The following is a 15,950-nucleotide window of genomic DNA, read 5'->3' on the forward strand; positions in this document are numbered from 1 at the left end:
GATCCAATGGCTTGCGAAAGGCGAGGCGTACGATGAGCAAAGAAGTACTGCTGGTTGTTGAGTCGGTATCCAATGAAAAGGGCGTACCGGCTAACGTTATTTTTGAAGCACTGGAGCTGGCCCTGGCCACTGCTACCAAGAAGCGCTTCGAAGACGAAGTTGATTTGCGTGTGGAGATTAATCGCCACACTGGTGCCTACGAGACTTTCCGTCGCTGGACGGTAGTCGAGGAAGCCGACCTGGATGATCCGGCTATCGAAACCTGGCCGAGCAAGGTTGCAGAAACGCATCCTGGCGCCAAGGTGGGTGATGTCGTCGAAGAAAAGATCGAGTCCATCGAATTTGGCCGCATTGCTGCACAGACTGCCAAGCAGGTCATTGTGCAGAAAGTTCGCGAAGCCGAGCGCGCGCAAGTCGTCGATGCCTATCGCGAGCGCCTGGGAGAGATCATCTCCGGCACCGTTAAAAAAGTCACCCGCGACAACGTGATCGTTGATCTGGGCAACAATGCCGAAGCATTGCTGGCCCGTGAAGACATCATTTCTCGCGAAACTTTCCGTGTTGGCGTGCGGTTGCGTGCGCTGCTCAAGGAAATCCGCACCGAGAACCGCGGCCCGCAGCTGATCCTGTCGCGTACCGCGCCGGAAATGCTGATCGAGTTGTTCCGCATCGAAGTGCCGGAAATTGCTGAAGGCCTGATCGAAGTAATGGCCGCCTCCCGTGATCCGGGTTCGCGGGCCAAGATCGCGGTCCGCTCCAAGGACAAGCGCATTGACCCGCAAGGTGCCTGCATCGGCATGCGTGGTTCGCGCGTCCAGGCCGTATCCGGCGAGTTGGGCGGCGAGCGTGTGGATATCGTCCTGTGGGACGATAACCCGGCTCAGTTCGTGATCAATGCCATGTCGCCCGCTGAAGTGGCGGCAATTATCGTCGACGAGGATGCCCATGCCATGGACATCGCCGTTGGCGCAGACAATCTCGCTCAGGCCATCGGTCGCGGTGGTCAGAACGTGCGTCTGGCTAGCCAATTGACTGGCTGGACCCTGAACGTGATGACCGAATCGGACATCCAGGCCAAGCAGCAAGCTGAAACCGGCGACATCCTGCGCAACTTCATCGAAGAGCTTGAAGTCGATGAAGAGCTGGCGCAGGTGCTGGTGGATGAAGGCTTTACCAGCCTGGAAGAGATTGCCTACGTACCGGTGGAGGAAATGCTCAACATCGACGGCTTTGACGAGGACATCGTCAACGAGCTTCGCGCTCGTGCCAAGGATCGCTTGTTGACCAAAGCCATCGCTACTGAGGAAAAGCTGGCAGACGCCCATCCGGCCGAAGACCTGCTCTCGCTTGAGGGCATGGACAAGGATTTGGCGATGGAACTGGCGGTGCGCGGCGTAATTACCCGCGAAGACCTGGCCGAGCAGTCTATTGACGATCTGCTCGACATCGACGGCATTGACGATGATCGTGCCGGCAAGTTGATCATGGCCGCCCGAGCCCACTGGTTCGAGTAATTAGGCGCGGCCTGAGGAGAGAAGTGCATGACGCAAGTCACGGTGAAACAACTGGCCGATGAGGTCAAAACACCGGTAGAGCGCCTGTTGCAGCAGATGCGTGAGGCAGGTCTGCCGCACACCGCCGCCGAGGAACATGTGACCGACAGTGAGAAGCAGTCCCTGCTCACTCACTTGAAGAGCAGTCACAAGGCGAAAGTGGAAGAACCGCGCAAGATCACTCTGCAGCGTAAAACCACCAGCACCCTGCGTGTTGCCGGTAGCAAAAGCATCAGCGTTGAAGTACGCAAGAAGAAAGTCTTCGTACAGCGCAGCCCGGAAGAAATCGAAGCCGAGCGCAAACGCGAACTGGAAGAACGTCGCGCGGCAGAAAATGCTGCACGTCAGAAGGCTGAAGAAGAAGCCAAGCGTCGCGCCGAAGAAGAAGCGCGTCGCCAGCCTGCTGCTGCGCAATCTGCTCCAGCCGAAGTGGTCGAGACACCTGCGGCGGCAGCTGAGCCAGTGCGTGAGAGCGCTCCTGTCCTGGCAGCTGCTCCGGCGCCGGCGGACACCCGCAAGCGCGACGAACAGCGTCGTCCGGACAAACCACGTGCCGACGATAACCGTCGTGGCAGTGGCGATGGCGAGCGCAAAAACGCTCCTCATCGTGCTTCGGTCAAGGAAAAGGCGCCTGCGCCGCGTGTTGCGCCACGTACCACCGACGAAGAAAGCGATGGCTTCCGTCGCGGCGGTCGCGGCAAGGCCAAGCTGAAGAAACGCAACGCCCACGGTTTCCAGAGCCCTACCGGCCCTGTCGTGCGTGAAGTGAAGATCGGCGAGACCATCACTGTGGGCGATCTGGCCCAGCAGATGTCGGTCAAGGCTGCTGAAATCATCAAGTTCATGTTCAAGCTGGGCACGCCAGCCACCATCAACCAGGTACTGGACCAGGAAACTGCCCAACTGGTCGCCGAAGAGCTGGGCCACAAAGTGACCCTGGTCAGCGACACCGCCCTGGAAGACTCCCTGGCCGAGTCCCTAAAATTTGAAGGTGAAGCTGTTTCCCGTGCGCCGGTCGTGACCGTCATGGGTCACGTTGACCACGGTAAAACCTCGCTGCTCGACTACATCCGTCGTGCCAAGGTAGCCGCTGGCGAAGCCGGTGGTATCACCCAGCACATCGGTGCGTACCACGTTGAAACCGACCGTGGCATGGTGACGTTCCTCGATACCCCGGGCCACGCCGCGTTTACCGCGATGCGTGCCCGTGGTGCCAAGGCGACCGACATCGTGATCCTGGTGGTTGCAGCGGACGACGGCGTGATGCCGCAAACCATCGAAGCCGTTCAGCATGCCAAGGCTGCTGGCGTGCCGCTGGTGGTTGCGGTGAACAAGATCGACAAGCCGGGCGCCGATCTCGATCGCATCCGCAGCGAACTGTCGGTCCACGGCGTGACCTCCGAAGAGTGGGGTGGCGACACTCCTTTCGTTCCGGTCTCGGCGAAGATGGGTACCGGCGTTGACGAACTGCTCGAAGCCGTTCTGTTGCAAGCCGAGGTTCTGGAATTGACCGCTACTCCTTCGGCTCCTGGCCGTGGCGTGGTCGTTGAATCGCGTCTCGACAAGGGCCGTGGTCCGGTCGCGACCGTCCTGGTTCAGGACGGTACCCTGCGTCAGGGCGACATGGTGCTGGTCGGTTCGAACTATGGCCGCGTGCGCGCCATGCTCGACGAGAACGGTAAGCCAATCAAGGAAGCCGGTCCGGCTATCCCGGTCGAGATCCTCGGCCTGGACGGTACCCCGGATGCTGGCGACGAGATGAGCGTTGTGGCTGACGAGAAGAAAGCCCGTGAAGTGGCTCTGTTCCGTCAAGGCAAGTTCCGCGAAGTAAAACTGGCTCGAGCTCACGCCGGCAAGCTGGAAAACATCTTCGAGAACATGGGCCAGGAAGAGAAGAAGACGCTCAACATCGTCCTCAAATCCGACGTCCGTGGTTCGCTCGAAGCGTTGAACGGCGCCTTGAATGGCCTGGGTAACGACGAAGTGCAAGTGCGCGTTGTCGGTGGCGGTGTCGGTGGTATCACCGAATCCGACGCCAACCTGGCACTCGCTTCCAACGCTGTACTGTTCGGCTTCAACGTGCGTGCCGATGCCGGCGCGCGCAAGATCGTCGAGCAGGAAGGCCTGGATATGCGTTACTACAACGTGATCTACGACATCATCGAAGACGTCAAGAAAGCCTTGACCGGTATGCTCGGCAGCGACGTTCGCGAGAACATCCTGGGCGTGGCCGAAGTGCGCGATGTGTTCCGTTCGCCGAAGTTCGGCGCGATCGCCGGTTGCATGGTGATCGAAGGTGTCGTTCACCGTAACCGTCCGATCCGCGTATTGCGTGAAGACATCGTGATCTTCGAAGGCGAGCTGGAATCCCTGCGCCGCTTCAAGGATGACGCTTCCGAAGTACGTGCCGGCATGGAATGCGGTATCGGCGTCAAGAGCTACAACGACGTCAAGGTCGGCGACAAGATCGAAGTCTTCGAGAAGGTCCAGGTTGCTCGCAGCCTCTGACTCGCGTACTTCAAGAGCCGTATCGGGCAGCCGCATGAATATGCGCTGCCTGGCTGGCGGACTCTAAACGCAACGCCCGGTCTGGCTTTTGCCAGGCCGGGCGTTTGCCGCTTTCAGACCTCACGGGTTTGACCGTGGGGCAGTAACAGGTAACAAGACATGGCAAAAGAATATAGCCGTACCCAACGAATCGGCGATCAGATGCAGCGCGAGCTGGCCCAACTGATCCGCCGCGAAGTCAAAGACCCGCGCGTCGGCCTGGTGACCATTACCGCTGTTGAAGTCAGCCGTGACGTCGGTCACGCCAAGATCTTCATCACGGTGATGGGTCAGGACAGCGCCGAAGAAATTGCCCAGAGCATCAAGGTGCTCAACTCGGCAGCCGGTTTCCTGCGCATGCAACTGGCGCGGGAAATGAAGCTGCGCAGCGTTCCACAGCTGCACTTCCACTACGACGAAAGCGTCGTGCGGGGCGCGCATCTGTCGGCGCTGATCGAGCGTGCCGTGGCTGAAGACAGTCAGCATCCGGCTGCCGCTGAACCCGAAGACACCAAGGAGTAATCGGTGGCTCAGGTCAAACGTATCCGTCGTAACGTCAGCGGCATCATCCTGCTCGACAAGCCGTTGGGATTTACCTCCAACGCGGCGTTGCAGAAGGTTCGCTGGCTGCTCAATGCTGAAAAGGCCGGGCACACCGGCAGCCTCGATCCACTGGCTACCGGCGTGCTGCCGCTGTGCTTCGGCGAGGCGACCAAGTTTTCCCAATACCTGCTCGATTCCGACAAGGGTTATGAAACCCTGGCGCAACTGGGCAAGACCACCACCACGGCGGATGCCGAAGGTGAGGTTTTGCTGGAGCGTCCGGTGACCGTTGGTCAGGCGGATATCGAGGCGGTGTTGCCGAAATTTCGTGGGCAAATCAGTCAGATACCGCCGATGTACTCCGCGCTCAAGCGTGATGGGCAGCCGTTGTACAAACTGGCCCGTGCAGGCGAAGTAGTGGAGCGCGAACCGCGTTCTGTTACTATTGCGCGCTTGGAATTGCTGGCCTTTGGCGGTAATACTGCACGGCTCGCCGTGGATTGCAGCAAAGGCACCTATATCCGTACCCTGGTGGAGGATATCGGCGAGCAGCTCGGCTGTGGCGCGTACGTGGCGGAATTGCGACGGACCCAGGCCGGGCCTTTCACCCTGGCCCAGACGGTCACGCTGGAAGAGCTCGAAGCGGTACACGCCGAAGGCGGCAACGAAGCGGTCGACCGTTTCCTCATGCCTTCGGACAGCGGTTTGCTCGATTGGCCGCTGCTGCAGTTCTCCGAACACAGTGCGTTCTACTGGCTCAACGGCCAGCCGGTGCGCGCTCCGGATGCGCCGAAGTTCGGCATGGTCCGGGTGCAGGATCACAATGGTCGCTTCATCGGTATCGGTGAAGTGAGCGAAGACGGGCGTATCGCGCCGCGTCGATTGATTCGGTCGGAATGACCGGAACCAGCCTGTGTAACAACAGGCTGGCGAGTGTGGCTGTTAACAGGCACGGTCACTACTCATTTATAGATACAGGGATTTGTCCCTGGCCTGTTGAAGCTGTTTCCTCGGAACAGTTTCCTGACTAAAAGGATTGCCTCATGGCTCTCGACGTTCAAGAAAAAGCTCAAATCGTAGCTGACTACCAGCAAGCTGTTGGTGACACTGGTTCGCCAGAAGTGCAAGTTGCACTGCTGACCGCCAACATCAACAAACTGCAAGGTCACTTCAAGGCCAACGGTAAGGATCACCACTCCCGTCGTGGTCTGATCCGCATGGTAAACCAGCGTCGCAAGCTGCTGGACTACCTGAAAGGCAAGGACGTGAGCCGTTACAGCGCTCTGATCGCTCGCCTGGGTCTGCGTCGCTAATCAGCGATTGCGCTAGAGGTTGGTGGTCTGTCGTACGTCAGTGGGTTTCCCGCTGGCGCGTGGCAGGCTCCCAGCCTCAAGTTTTATCTGGATACACGTTTTACCCTGGACAGGCGTCGGGCCGATTCCCGTCATTGCCCAAGAATTTCGCAAGAAGACAAGTTCCCCAAGAGCCACAAAGAAGGTAGGACACCGTGAACCCGGTAATCAAAAAATTCCAGTTCGGTCAGTCGACCGTTACCCTCGAGACTGGCCGTATCGCCCGTCAGGCCTCCGGCGCAGTGCTGGTCACCGTTGACGACGACGTCAGCGTATTGGTGACCGTCGTCGGTGCCAAGCAGGCCGATCCAGGCAAGGGTTTCTTCCCTCTGTCTGTGCACTACCAGGAAAAGACCTACGCCGCGGGCAAGATCCCTGGCGGTTTCTTCAAGCGTGAAGGCCGTCCTTCCGAGAAAGAAACCCTGACTTCCCGACTGATCGACCGTCCGATCCGTCCGCTTTTCCCTGAAGGTTTCATGAACGAAGTGCAGGTTGTCTGCACCGTCGTTTCCACCAGCAAGAAGACCGATCCGGACATCGCTGCGATGATCGGTACCTCGGCTGCGCTGGCGATCTCCGGCATTCCTTTCGATGGCCCGATCGGCGCTGCCCGCGTTGCGTTCCACGAAAGCACCGGCTACCTGCTGAACCCGACCTACGAGCAACAGAAGGCATCGAGCCTGGACATGGTCGTGGCGGGTACTTCCGAAGCCGTGCTGATGGTTGAATCCGAAGCCAAGGAACTGACCGAAGACCAGATGCTGGGCGCCGTGCTGTTCGCCCACGACGAGTTCCAGGTGGTCATCAACGCCGTCAAGGAACTGGCTGCCGAAGCCGCCAAGCCAACCTGGACCTGGGCTCCTCAGCCAGAAGCCACCGAGCTGCTGGGCGCGATCCGTGCCGAGTTCGGCGAAGCGATCTCCCAGGCCTACACCATCACCATCAAGGCCGACCGCTATGCGCGTCTGGGCGAGCTGCGTGACCAGGTCGTTGCCAAGTTCTCCGGCGAAGAAGGCCAGCCATCGGCCAGCGACGTCAAGGCGGCTTTCGGTGAAATCGAATACCGCACCGTTCGCGAAAACATCGTCAACGGCAAGCCGCGTATCGACGGTCGCGACACTCGCACCGTGCGTCCGCTGAACATCGAAGTCGGCGTTCTGCCAAAGACCCACGGTTCGGCGCTGTTCACCCGTGGTGAAACCCAGGCGCTGGTCGTTGCGACACTGGGCACCGCCCGTGACGCGCAACTGCTCGACACCTTGGAAGGCGAAAAGAAAGACCCGTTCATGCTGCACTACAACTTCCCTCCGTTCTCGGTGGGCGAGTGTGGTCGCATGGGTGGCGCCGGTCGTCGCGAAATCGGTCACGGCCGTCTGGCCCGTCGTTCGGTCCAGGCCATGCTGCCGGCCGCTGACGTGTTCCCGTACACCATTCGCGTGGTATCGGAAATCACCGAGTCCAACGGTTCGAGCTCGATGGCTTCGGTCTGCGGCGCTTCCCTGGCCCTGATGGACGCTGGTGTGCCGATGAAGGCGCCGGTGGCCGGTATCGCCATGGGTCTGGTCAAGGAAGGCGAGAAATTCGCCGTCCTGACCGACATCCTGGGTGACGAAGACCACCTGGGCGACATGGACTTCAAAGTGGCCGGTACCGCCAAGGGCGTCACCGCACTGCAGATGGACATCAAGATCAAGGGCATCACCGAAGAGATCATGGAAATCGCCCTGGGCCAAGCCCTGGAAGCGCGCCTGAACATCCTCGGTCAGATGAACCAGATCATCGGTCAGTCCCGTACCGAACTGTCGGAAAATGCTCCGACCATGATCGCGATGAAAATCGACACCGACAAAATCCGTGATGTCATCGGTAAAGGCGGCGCGACTATCCGTGCGATCTGTGAAGAAACCAAGGCTTCGATCGACATCGAAGACGACGGTTCGATCAAGATCTTCGGCGAAACCAAGGAAGCGGCAGAAGCAGCACGCCAGCGCGTCCTGGGCATCACCGCAGAGGCCGAGATCGGCAAGATCTACGTCGGCAAGGTTGAACGCATCGTCGACTTCGGTGCGTTCGTCAACATCCTGCCTGGCAAGGACGGTCTGGTTCACATCTCCATGCTGAGCGATGCTCGCGTCGAGAAAGTGACCGACATCCTGAAAGAAGGCCAGGAAGTGGAAGTGCTGGTACTGGACGTGGACAACCGCGGCCGTATCAAGCTGTCCATCAAGGACGTTGCAGCAGCCAAGGCGTCGGGCGTTTAATCACTCCCTCGCTTGACCGCTGAACAAGCAAACGCCCCGACTGGTTCGGGGCGTTTTGCTGTGTGCTGAAAATCCCTTCAGGGCAGGTTGCCTGTCCCCCGGGGACGATGCTAGGTTTAGCCACCGCCCGTGTAGCTCAGTCGGTAGAGCAGCGCACTCGTAACGCGAAGGTCGCAGGTTCGATTCCTGTCTCGGGCACCAATCCCCCCTGGTTATTTCACCTTCCTGCTCAGTTCCTCGACCGTGCGTTTGAGCTGTGTCAGCTCGTTGTCCTGATCGCTGAGCTCCCGTTTCAGGGACGAAATTTCGCTGCTGCTCGAACTTGAGCTGGAACCGCTGTTGCGCTTGAGTTCTTCCACTTGCTTGCCAAGGTCGTTCAGATCGCGTTCCTGTTCCTTGATGATGCGCTTGAGATCGTCTATCTCCTTGCTGCTGGAGGTGGAGCTGGAGCCACTGTTGCGTTTGAGTTCTTCGATTTGTCGGGCCTGCTCGCCAAGGGTGCGCTTCTGACTGTCCAGCTCGGCGGTGTTGTCCTTGACTGCTTCTGGTAATTTTTCCAGGTCACCCACGTTGATATTGGTCTTGATCAGAACATCCTTGTCGAATGAGTTGCGAAGCAGCGGGATCGTGTCAGACGGCAGAGGGGGGCCGGAGGAAACTTCGACAGCCGCTTGAACGGCACCGATCAAGCTCAGGCTGCCGAGCAGGAGGGACGTGGTAGCAAACCGGGTCGACGAGCGTTTCGCAAGACTGCGCATCATTGGGTTCCTGAAGAAGTGCCGATATGGCACATCGCTACGACTGGTTGCCATGACAAATGTTCCTGGGCACCTTGCCGTCAGGCATGAGATTTTTTCTGCGGTGGATGTAAAGAGCCGTGTAAATCCTTGGCAAAACATCCTATATTCGTCACTGCATGAGCATCGCCCAGCAGTTTTCAGATGATCCACGAATGGTTCTGAAGGCCAGGAAAACCGAGCTTCCAACGGCTTCCTGCGTCAGAGAGATCCTTGATGATCCAGATCCATCTTCCATTCCCAGATCAGCGAGAACGCCATGACCGTTAAAGAGTTGTCCCAAGAAGCCAGGCACGAAGAAGCCCTGGAAAAGTACCTCGAAGAAACGCCGCAGTTGCGCGATGAGATCAAGGACTTGTCCGCCGATGATCAGAAAGACCAGGTCCAGTGGGCGTTCGAGGATGAGGCCGAAGCCCAGGGCCTGCAGCCTTGGGAGCTGACGCTCAAGTACACCAGTACGCCGGAAGAGTTCGAGGCGCAGCGCCTTGTCTTGCACAAGGAGGCGGCCGAGGTGTTGGGTGTGGATTGGGATGAGTACTGCGAGATGAATAATCTGGTGGTCTGAAAAAAACGCCAGCCTCTTCAAGGCTGGCGTTTTTTTTTTGTCAGAGGCTCAAGCGCATCGACAGGTCCACGGCTTTTACGTCCTTGGTCATCGCACCGATGGAGATATAGTCCACGCCGGTCTCGGCAATCGGGCGCAACGTGCTTTCGTTGATGCCGCCGCTGGCTTCCAGTTTCGCCTTGCCGCCGTTCAGGCGCACGGCTTCGCGCATGTCGTCCAGGCTCAGCTCGTCGAGCATGATGATGTCGGCATCGGCCGCCAGCGCTTCTTTCAATTCCGCCAGGCTTTCCACTTCGATCTCCACCAGCTTGCCCGGTGCGATCTTGTGGGCGGCGCTGATGGCCTGGGCAATGCCACCGCAGGCGGCGATATGGTTTTCCTTGATCAGAAAGGCATCGTAAAGGCCGATGCGATGGTTATGGCAGCCGCCGCAGGTGACCGCGTACTTCTGGGCCAGGCGCAGCCCGGGCAGGGTCTTGCGGGTATCCAGCAGCTTGACCTGGGTGTCGGCAACAAAGTCCGCCAAATAGCGGGCCCGGGTGGCAACGCCCGAGAGCATCTGCAGGAAGTTCAGCGCGCTGCGTTCGCCCGTCAGCAGTGAGCGGGCCGGGCCTTCGAGGTGGAACAGGGCCTGGTCGGGGCTTGCCCGGTCGCCGTCGCGCACTTGCCAATGCACCGCGACGCGGGGATCCAGTTGTCTGAACACCGCATCGACCCAGGCCGTGCCGCTGATGGTCGCGGCTTCGCGGGTGATGATGGTGGCCTTGGCCAGGCGTTCGGCGGGGATCAGTTGTGCGGTGATGTCGCCGCTGCCGATGTCTTCGAGCAACGCACGGCGCACGTTGGCTTCGATTTCGGCGGTCAGATCGGCGAGGCGTAGATTCGGCATGACGGGCTCCACAAACAAAGTGGCCGGATTATAGGGCCAGGCCGCAGGCGAACCCAAGGCGCCACTTGCGCGCTGCCGGATGAAACCTGCATTTGGTCGCATGCCCGCAACATTTTCCCGATTGTCCTGTCAGTTGTTCCGAGTATTTCGAGCTGGTTCACAAGTGTCCACTGGTGCGACAGGGTTCTTTACCCGATAATCCGCCTTTCGATTGACGCCATGACTTTGACGTCGCGAACCGAAGAATGCCCTTTCAGGAGGCCAGGATGCACAACGACGGGAATGTAGTGCCTTTGCACAAGGCGTCTACCGATCAGGCGAGTCGCTCGCCGCTCGCCCGCCTGCCTGTGATTCTGCTTCAGGTTCGCGACAAGGCTGCGCAGCAGTTGCGCCTTGGCTTGCAGGAATTGTTCGATAACGCTGACGATACCTTGTTCGAAATGGCCGACCGGGCGCGTAACGATGTCGAGCAGAACCTCTACTTCGAAGCCATGCGAGACCTGCGGCTGAAACGCAAGAGCATCGAGCGTGAATTCCTCGAACAGTTTTTCGAGGCGTTCGTCAATCTTGCCCAATACGATCTGACCCAGGCCACCCTCGCGCCCGTATTGGGCGCCATACCGGCCCAGCGAAACCATGATGACCTCGAACGCCGGCTGGCGGTGGAAACCATGGTCACTCGGGTGCTCAGTCGCGATGGCCTGTCTCTCGATCAACTCACGGCGCGACTCGGCGCGTTACTGTCGCGGCCCCTGGCGAACCAGCACAACCCCTTGAGCCCGGCCCTGCTGTGTGAGAATTTTCTCCAGGCCGGGCGTAACCTGGGCGTAGGCATCAAGGTCAAGCTGATCCTGCTCAAGCTCTTCGAGCGGTATGTGCTCAGCGAATGCGATAACCTTTATTCCGAGGCAAATCAGCTATTGGCGGCAACCGGGATCTTGCCGGATTTGAAGGTTTCTCCGTCGCGGCGGGCCTCGGACCGTGTCGAAGAGCCTGCTCGACCCAGCACTGCCGGGCCTGCCAGGCCAAGGGTCGACGATGTCGATGACAGCGTGCACGAAGTCTTCGCCGCTTTGCAGAAGTTGTTGGTCCAGGTGCGCGGCAGTGTCGCGCCGACCCTTGAGCCCAGTGCACCGGCCCAGCCAATCACGACCCGTGACCTTTTGCGCTTGTTGTCTCATTTGCAGCAATACGTGCCGGCCCCCTCGGTTCAGGATGACTTCGACCTGCGCAGCCAGCTTGAACAGCTGTTGACCCGGGTCAGTGTCAAGAGCGGCAAATCCCGCGTGGTCGAAGGCGCGGACGAAGACGTGATCAACCTGATCGCGATGATGTTCGAATTCATCCTTGATGACCGTAACCTGCCGGACTCCCTCAAGGCCTTGATCGGCCGGCTGCAGATCCCGATGCTCAAGGTCGCGGTGCAGGACAAGAGCTTTTTCAGTCGCAATAATCATCCGGCGCGCCGGTTGCTCAATGAAATCGCAGCGGCGGCGATGGGTTGGGGCGATTGCGATGATCATCAGCGCGACAGCCTCTATCTGCGCATCGAGCAGGTGGTGCAGCGCCTGTTGAACGACTTCGTCGACGATCCGGCGATATTTTCCGAAGTACTGGCCGATTTCCTGGCGTTCACCAGCGACGAGCGCCGCCGTTGTGAATTGCTTGAGCAGCGCATCCGTGACGCCGAAGAGGGAAGGGCAAAGGCCGACCTGGCCCGACAGCGGGTCGAAGGGGCACTGAACCAGGTCATGCTGGGCAAAGTCCTGCCCCAGGCCGTAGTGGATTTCGTGCAGCAGGCCTGGAGCCAGGTGCTGCTGCTGACCGGCTTCAAGCATGGCGAGCATTCAGCCGAATGGCGGGCCGACGTGCTGACCCTGGAACAATTGGTCTGGAGTGTCCAGCATCACGAAGAGTCCGATGCGGGCCTGCGTTTGCTGGCGATGGTGCCGGAGCTGCTCAAGGCCCTGCGCGAGGGGCTGAGTCGCTCGGCGTTCGATCCGTTCGCCACCAGCGAATTTTTCAGCGAGCTGGAATTGCTTCATGTCCAGGCCCTGCAGCGGCTGGGTCAGGCAACGGAGGCTGGCGAGCCGGCGGATCTGCCGGTCATGGTCGAAGTGGCGGAGCCCATCGTCCTTCGCACTGCGCCACAGACGCCCGCGCAAGAGCCGACCGTGCGCTTGCCGGCTGATGATGCAGGCCTGCTTCAGGTCGATCAATTGCGCCTGGGATGCTGGGTAGAGTTCCAGGAAGACGAAGACAACAGCCTGCGTTGCAAGCTGGCGGCGATCATCCAGGCCACCGGCAAGTTCGTTTTCGTCAACCGCACCGGCCTCAAGGTCCTGGAGCACAGCCGCACCAGCCTCGCCCTGGAGTTCCGCCGGGGAGCGGCACGTCTGCTGGACGACACCCTGCTGTTCGACCGGGCACTGGAGTCTGTTCTCGGCAACCTGCGTCAGCTCAATCGCGGCAAGTGATCGCGCAGCCGACGTAGATCGCGGCATACTGGCGGCACTCACCGTCGTCATCGAAGGAACCCGTATGCAGTTGGACCCCGTGAGCGGTTGGTGCGATGGCGTGCGTCATTGCCCTTCGCCCAATTTCAATGCGCGCCCCGAAGGCGAGATCTCCCTGCTGGTGATCCACAACATCAGCCTGCCGCCGGCACAGTTCGCCACTGGCAAGGTGCAGGAATTTTTCCAGAATCGTCTGGATGTCACGGAACATCCCTACTTTGCCGGTATTGCCGACCTGCGTGTCTCTGCGCATTTTCTTATCGAACGTGACGGCGCGGTGACGCAGTTTGTCTCTTGTCTGGAGCGTGCGTGGCACGCGGGGGTTTCGTGCTTCGAAGGGCGGGAGACGTGTAACGATTTTTCCATAGGCATCGAGCTTGAAGGCACCGATGATCTGCCGTTCACCGACGCGCAATATGTCGCCCTGGTGGACCTGACCCGGCAGTTGCGCGCGGCGTTTACGGCGATCACGGTGCAGCGCATCTGTGGGCACAGCGACATTGCCCCGGGGCGCAAGACCGATCCGGGACCGGCATTCGACTGGGCGCGCTATCGCGCGGCCCTGACAGAAGGGGAAGGACAATGAGTTTTCTGGTGTTGCTGCTGGCAGTCTGGATCGAGAAATTCTCGGCCCTGCGCCAGCGGGTCCAGCGTGACGGCGGTTGGCTGGGCGAGCTGAACAAGCTCGAAGCGAGCCCACGCTGGGTCAATCGGCCCTGGCTGGTGCTGATGGTGATGGTGCTGTTGCCGGTGGCGCTGCTGGCATTGCTGTTATGGGTGCTGGAGCCGGTGGCCTATGGTCTGCTGGCACTGCCGGTGCACCTGTTGGTGGTGATCTACAGCCTGGGGCGCGGCGATCTGTTGGCTGAACTCGGGCCGTTTCGCGACGCTTGGCGCCGTGAAGATCTGCAGGCAGCGAATCATGTGGCCAAGCGCGACCTGAACATCGATGCCGATGGCGGCGAGCAGTTGCTGGAGCGGGTCCAGGGGCACTTGCTGTGGCAGGCGTACCAGAGTTTTTTTGCGGTCATCTTCTGGTATTTCCTGCTGGGCCCGGTGGCTGCCCTGAGCTATCGATTGCTCGCCCTTGCCGCCGAACACAGCCACAACCCCGGCGTGGCCGAGCGTGCGGCGCAGCTGCGCCACGCGTTTGATTGGGTACCGGTGCGGTTGTTGGCGGCGAGCTTCGCCCTGGTGGGCAACTTCGTGGCGGTCAGCCGGGTGATGCTGCACGAACTGCTGAACTGGAACATCAGCGCGGCCGACCTGATCAACAAGGTCGGCCTGGTGGCCGGCGAGATCCCGACTCCCGTCGCCGGGCCGGACGGCATCAACAGCCTGGATCGGCTGTGGGAACTGCTGTTGCGCGCGGCAGTACTCTGGTATGCCGGGTTTGCGTTGTGGACGGTGTTGGCCTGATAGAACGGATCTTGTGGCCAACAGCTTTTGTGGCGAGGGAGCTTGCTCCCGCTCGGCTGCGCAGCAGCCGCAACCCGGCCAAAGAAATCTGCTTGAAAAAACGCAGCGGCCTGCTTTGCAGGCCAGCGGGAGCAAGCTCCCTCGCCACGGTGGGCTGCGCTCATTCCTCTCGTTAACCTTAAGTTACAAATCTCCCCGCCGATTTAAGCTATACAGAAGCAGCGTCCGCATAGTGGCCTTCTGCTGCCTGCCCGCGCGCCTATAAAAATAAAAATTATCGGGAGACTTCCTTGTGAAGAGTTTGCTCTGGCCCGCCGTCGCCCTGATGAACCGCCTGAGCTTCGGCATGAAGTTCAGCCTGATCAGCGTGTTGTTCCTGCTGCCGATGCTGGTGACCAACTTCTTTCTGGTACGCGATTCCTACCGGGAGTTTCAGGGCACCCAAGTCGAGTTGCAAAGCCTCGACTTGCTGGGCAGCAGCCTGACTCTGCGCCGCGACCTGGAGACCTTGAACAACCTGGTGCAGATCAATGCCAGCCTGGGCCAGTCCGGCAAGGCGGGCGACGTGGAAAGCCGGATCAGCACCCTGGAGCAACAGATTCTCGCGCGCCTCCAGGGCATGCAGGCGATGGCCGCAGAGCCCGAGCACGTCAGCGCCTTCGATGCCAAGCGCGACGAAATGATTGCCGCCTTCAAGGCCCAGCAGGCCGAAAGCTCACTGCAAAGCAAAAGCGCGTTGATCGGCAGGTTGCTCAACAATGCGCAAATATTTGGCCAGGTCATCGCCAGCCAGGCGGGCCTGAGCCGCGACAACCAGGGCGACATCCGCCAACTCAGCGAACTGATGGCCGGCGTGACTCCCAAGGTCACCCAGATCCTGGGCGAAGGGCGTGCGCTGGGGGCTTCGTCGTTGGGCTTGGGGTTCCTCAATTCTGCTTCGAGCACCCGGTTTGACGAGTTGCTGGTACAGGTCGAAAAACTCCAGGGCGAATATGATCTTAAATTGCAGGACGCCCTTGGCTCCAGCAAGGCGGCCGGGCAGGCGCTTGCCGAGCAGGCCGGCGCCAGCAAGGATTCTCTCAAGCAGGCCGCCGAACTGATCGAGGAACAGGTGGTGATGGCTGATACGCTGGACGCCCCCTGGTCGGCGTTTTACCAGCAGGTCAGCGGCCTGATGGAACAGACCTATCGGCTGAACGAAGTGACCCTGGGCTTTCTCGGTGTCCAGTTGCAGCACCGCCTGGAGCAGAACCGCAGCCACATGGTGCTGCAAGCGGTGGCACTGGCGGTGGTGTTCCTGTTGATTTTTTACCTGTACGCCGGTTTTTATGCCTCGACTCGCACCACGCTCAAGCATTTGGGCGCAATGATGGACAAGGTCGCGGCCGGCGACATGACGGTCAATTTCGTGGCTCGCAGCAAGGATGAGTTGGGCGAGCTGGGTGAAGTGTTCAACGGCACCGTGGCGAAAATCCATGACCTGATCGAGCAGGTCGGTCGCACGGTTG

The 15,950-nt window shown here is 59.9% G+C and carries 12 protein-coding genes and 1 tRNA gene; 11 read left to right on the top strand and 2 right to left on the bottom strand.

Annotated elements, in window-relative coordinates:
• The first annotated feature begins 32 nt into the window (after positions 1-32).
• The 7 genes from nusA (at position 33) to M1E16_RS03655 (ending at position 8,457) form a co-directional block, all read left to right on the top strand.
• Positions 33-1,514, top strand: a complete 1,482-nt coding sequence (nusA, locus tag M1E16_RS03625; protein WP_047229054.1) for a transcription termination factor NusA — start codon at positions 33-35, stop codon at positions 1,512-1,514.
• A gap of 27 nt (positions 1,515-1,541) precedes the next feature.
• Positions 1,542-4,061, top strand: a complete 2,520-nt coding sequence (infB, locus tag M1E16_RS03630) for a translation initiation factor IF-2 (protein ID WP_434626165.1) — start codon at positions 1,542-1,544, stop codon at positions 4,059-4,061.
• A gap of 159 nt (positions 4,062-4,220) precedes the next feature.
• Positions 4,221-4,622 (top strand): 30S ribosome-binding factor RbfA, encoded by a 402-nt coding sequence (gene rbfA / locus M1E16_RS03635; protein ID WP_181287552.1) that lies wholly within the window; start codon positions 4,221-4,223, stop codon positions 4,620-4,622.
• A gap of 3 nt (positions 4,623-4,625) precedes the next feature.
• A complete protein-coding gene (gene truB, locus M1E16_RS03640) occupies positions 4,626-5,543 on the top strand; it encodes a tRNA pseudouridine(55) synthase TruB (RefSeq protein WP_434626164.1) in 918 nt (305 codons plus the stop codon).
• Positions 5,544-5,686: 143 nt separating this feature from the next.
• Positions 5,687-5,956, top strand: coding sequence for a 30S ribosomal protein S15 (rpsO, locus tag M1E16_RS03645; protein WP_011332409.1), 270 nt, complete (start codon positions 5,687-5,689; stop codon positions 5,954-5,956).
• 194 nt (positions 5,957-6,150) lie between these two features.
• Positions 6,151-8,256, top strand: coding sequence for a polyribonucleotide nucleotidyltransferase (gene pnp, locus M1E16_RS03650; protein ID WP_305496899.1), 2,106 nt, complete (start codon positions 6,151-6,153; stop codon positions 8,254-8,256).
• 125 nt (positions 8,257-8,381) lie between these two features.
• Positions 8,382-8,457 (top strand) — tRNA-Thr (locus M1E16_RS03655).
• An 11-nt stretch (positions 8,458-8,468) separates the two neighbouring features.
• Here M1E16_RS03655 and M1E16_RS03660 read toward each other — a convergent pair.
• Positions 8,469-9,014, bottom strand: a complete 546-nt coding sequence (locus M1E16_RS03660; RefSeq protein WP_434658321.1) for a hypothetical protein — start codon at positions 9,012-9,014, stop codon at positions 8,469-8,471.
• A gap of 298 nt (positions 9,015-9,312) precedes the next feature.
• Here M1E16_RS03660 and M1E16_RS03665 point away from each other — a divergent pair, with 298 nt between their 5' ends.
• Entirely contained in the window at positions 9,313-9,618 is a 306-nt protein-coding gene (locus M1E16_RS03665) for a DUF6388 family protein (protein ID WP_458129232.1), read from the top strand.
• A 40-nt stretch (positions 9,619-9,658) separates the two neighbouring features.
• On the opposite strand, the gene nadC is transcribed toward M1E16_RS03665, so the two are convergent.
• Entirely contained in the window at positions 9,659-10,507 is an 849-nt protein-coding gene (nadC, locus tag M1E16_RS03670) for a carboxylating nicotinate-nucleotide diphosphorylase (RefSeq protein ID WP_434626163.1), read from the bottom strand.
• A gap of 266 nt (positions 10,508-10,773) precedes the next feature.
• On the opposite strand from nadC, the gene M1E16_RS03675 reads away from it, so the two are divergent.
• From M1E16_RS03675 to ampE, 3 genes are all read left to right on the top strand, one after another.
• Positions 10,774-12,984 (top strand): DUF1631 domain-containing protein, encoded by a 2,211-nt coding sequence (locus M1E16_RS03675; protein ID WP_458129233.1) that lies wholly within the window; start codon positions 10,774-10,776, stop codon positions 12,982-12,984.
• A 64-nt stretch (positions 12,985-13,048) separates the two neighbouring features.
• Positions 13,049-13,609, top strand: a complete 561-nt coding sequence (ampD, locus tag M1E16_RS03680) for a 1,6-anhydro-N-acetylmuramyl-L-alanine amidase AmpD (RefSeq protein WP_434569850.1) — start codon at positions 13,049-13,051, stop codon at positions 13,607-13,609.
• Complete coding sequence (ampE, locus tag M1E16_RS03685) at positions 13,606-14,442, top strand: regulatory signaling modulator protein AmpE (RefSeq protein ID WP_305496891.1); 837 nt, start codon at positions 13,606-13,608, stop codon at positions 14,440-14,442. The genes ampD and ampE overlap by 4 nt, the downstream gene beginning before the upstream one ends.
• Positions 14,443-15,950 lie beyond the last annotated feature (1,508 nt).

This window comes from Pseudomonas sp. Z2-11, from assembly GCF_054161305.1.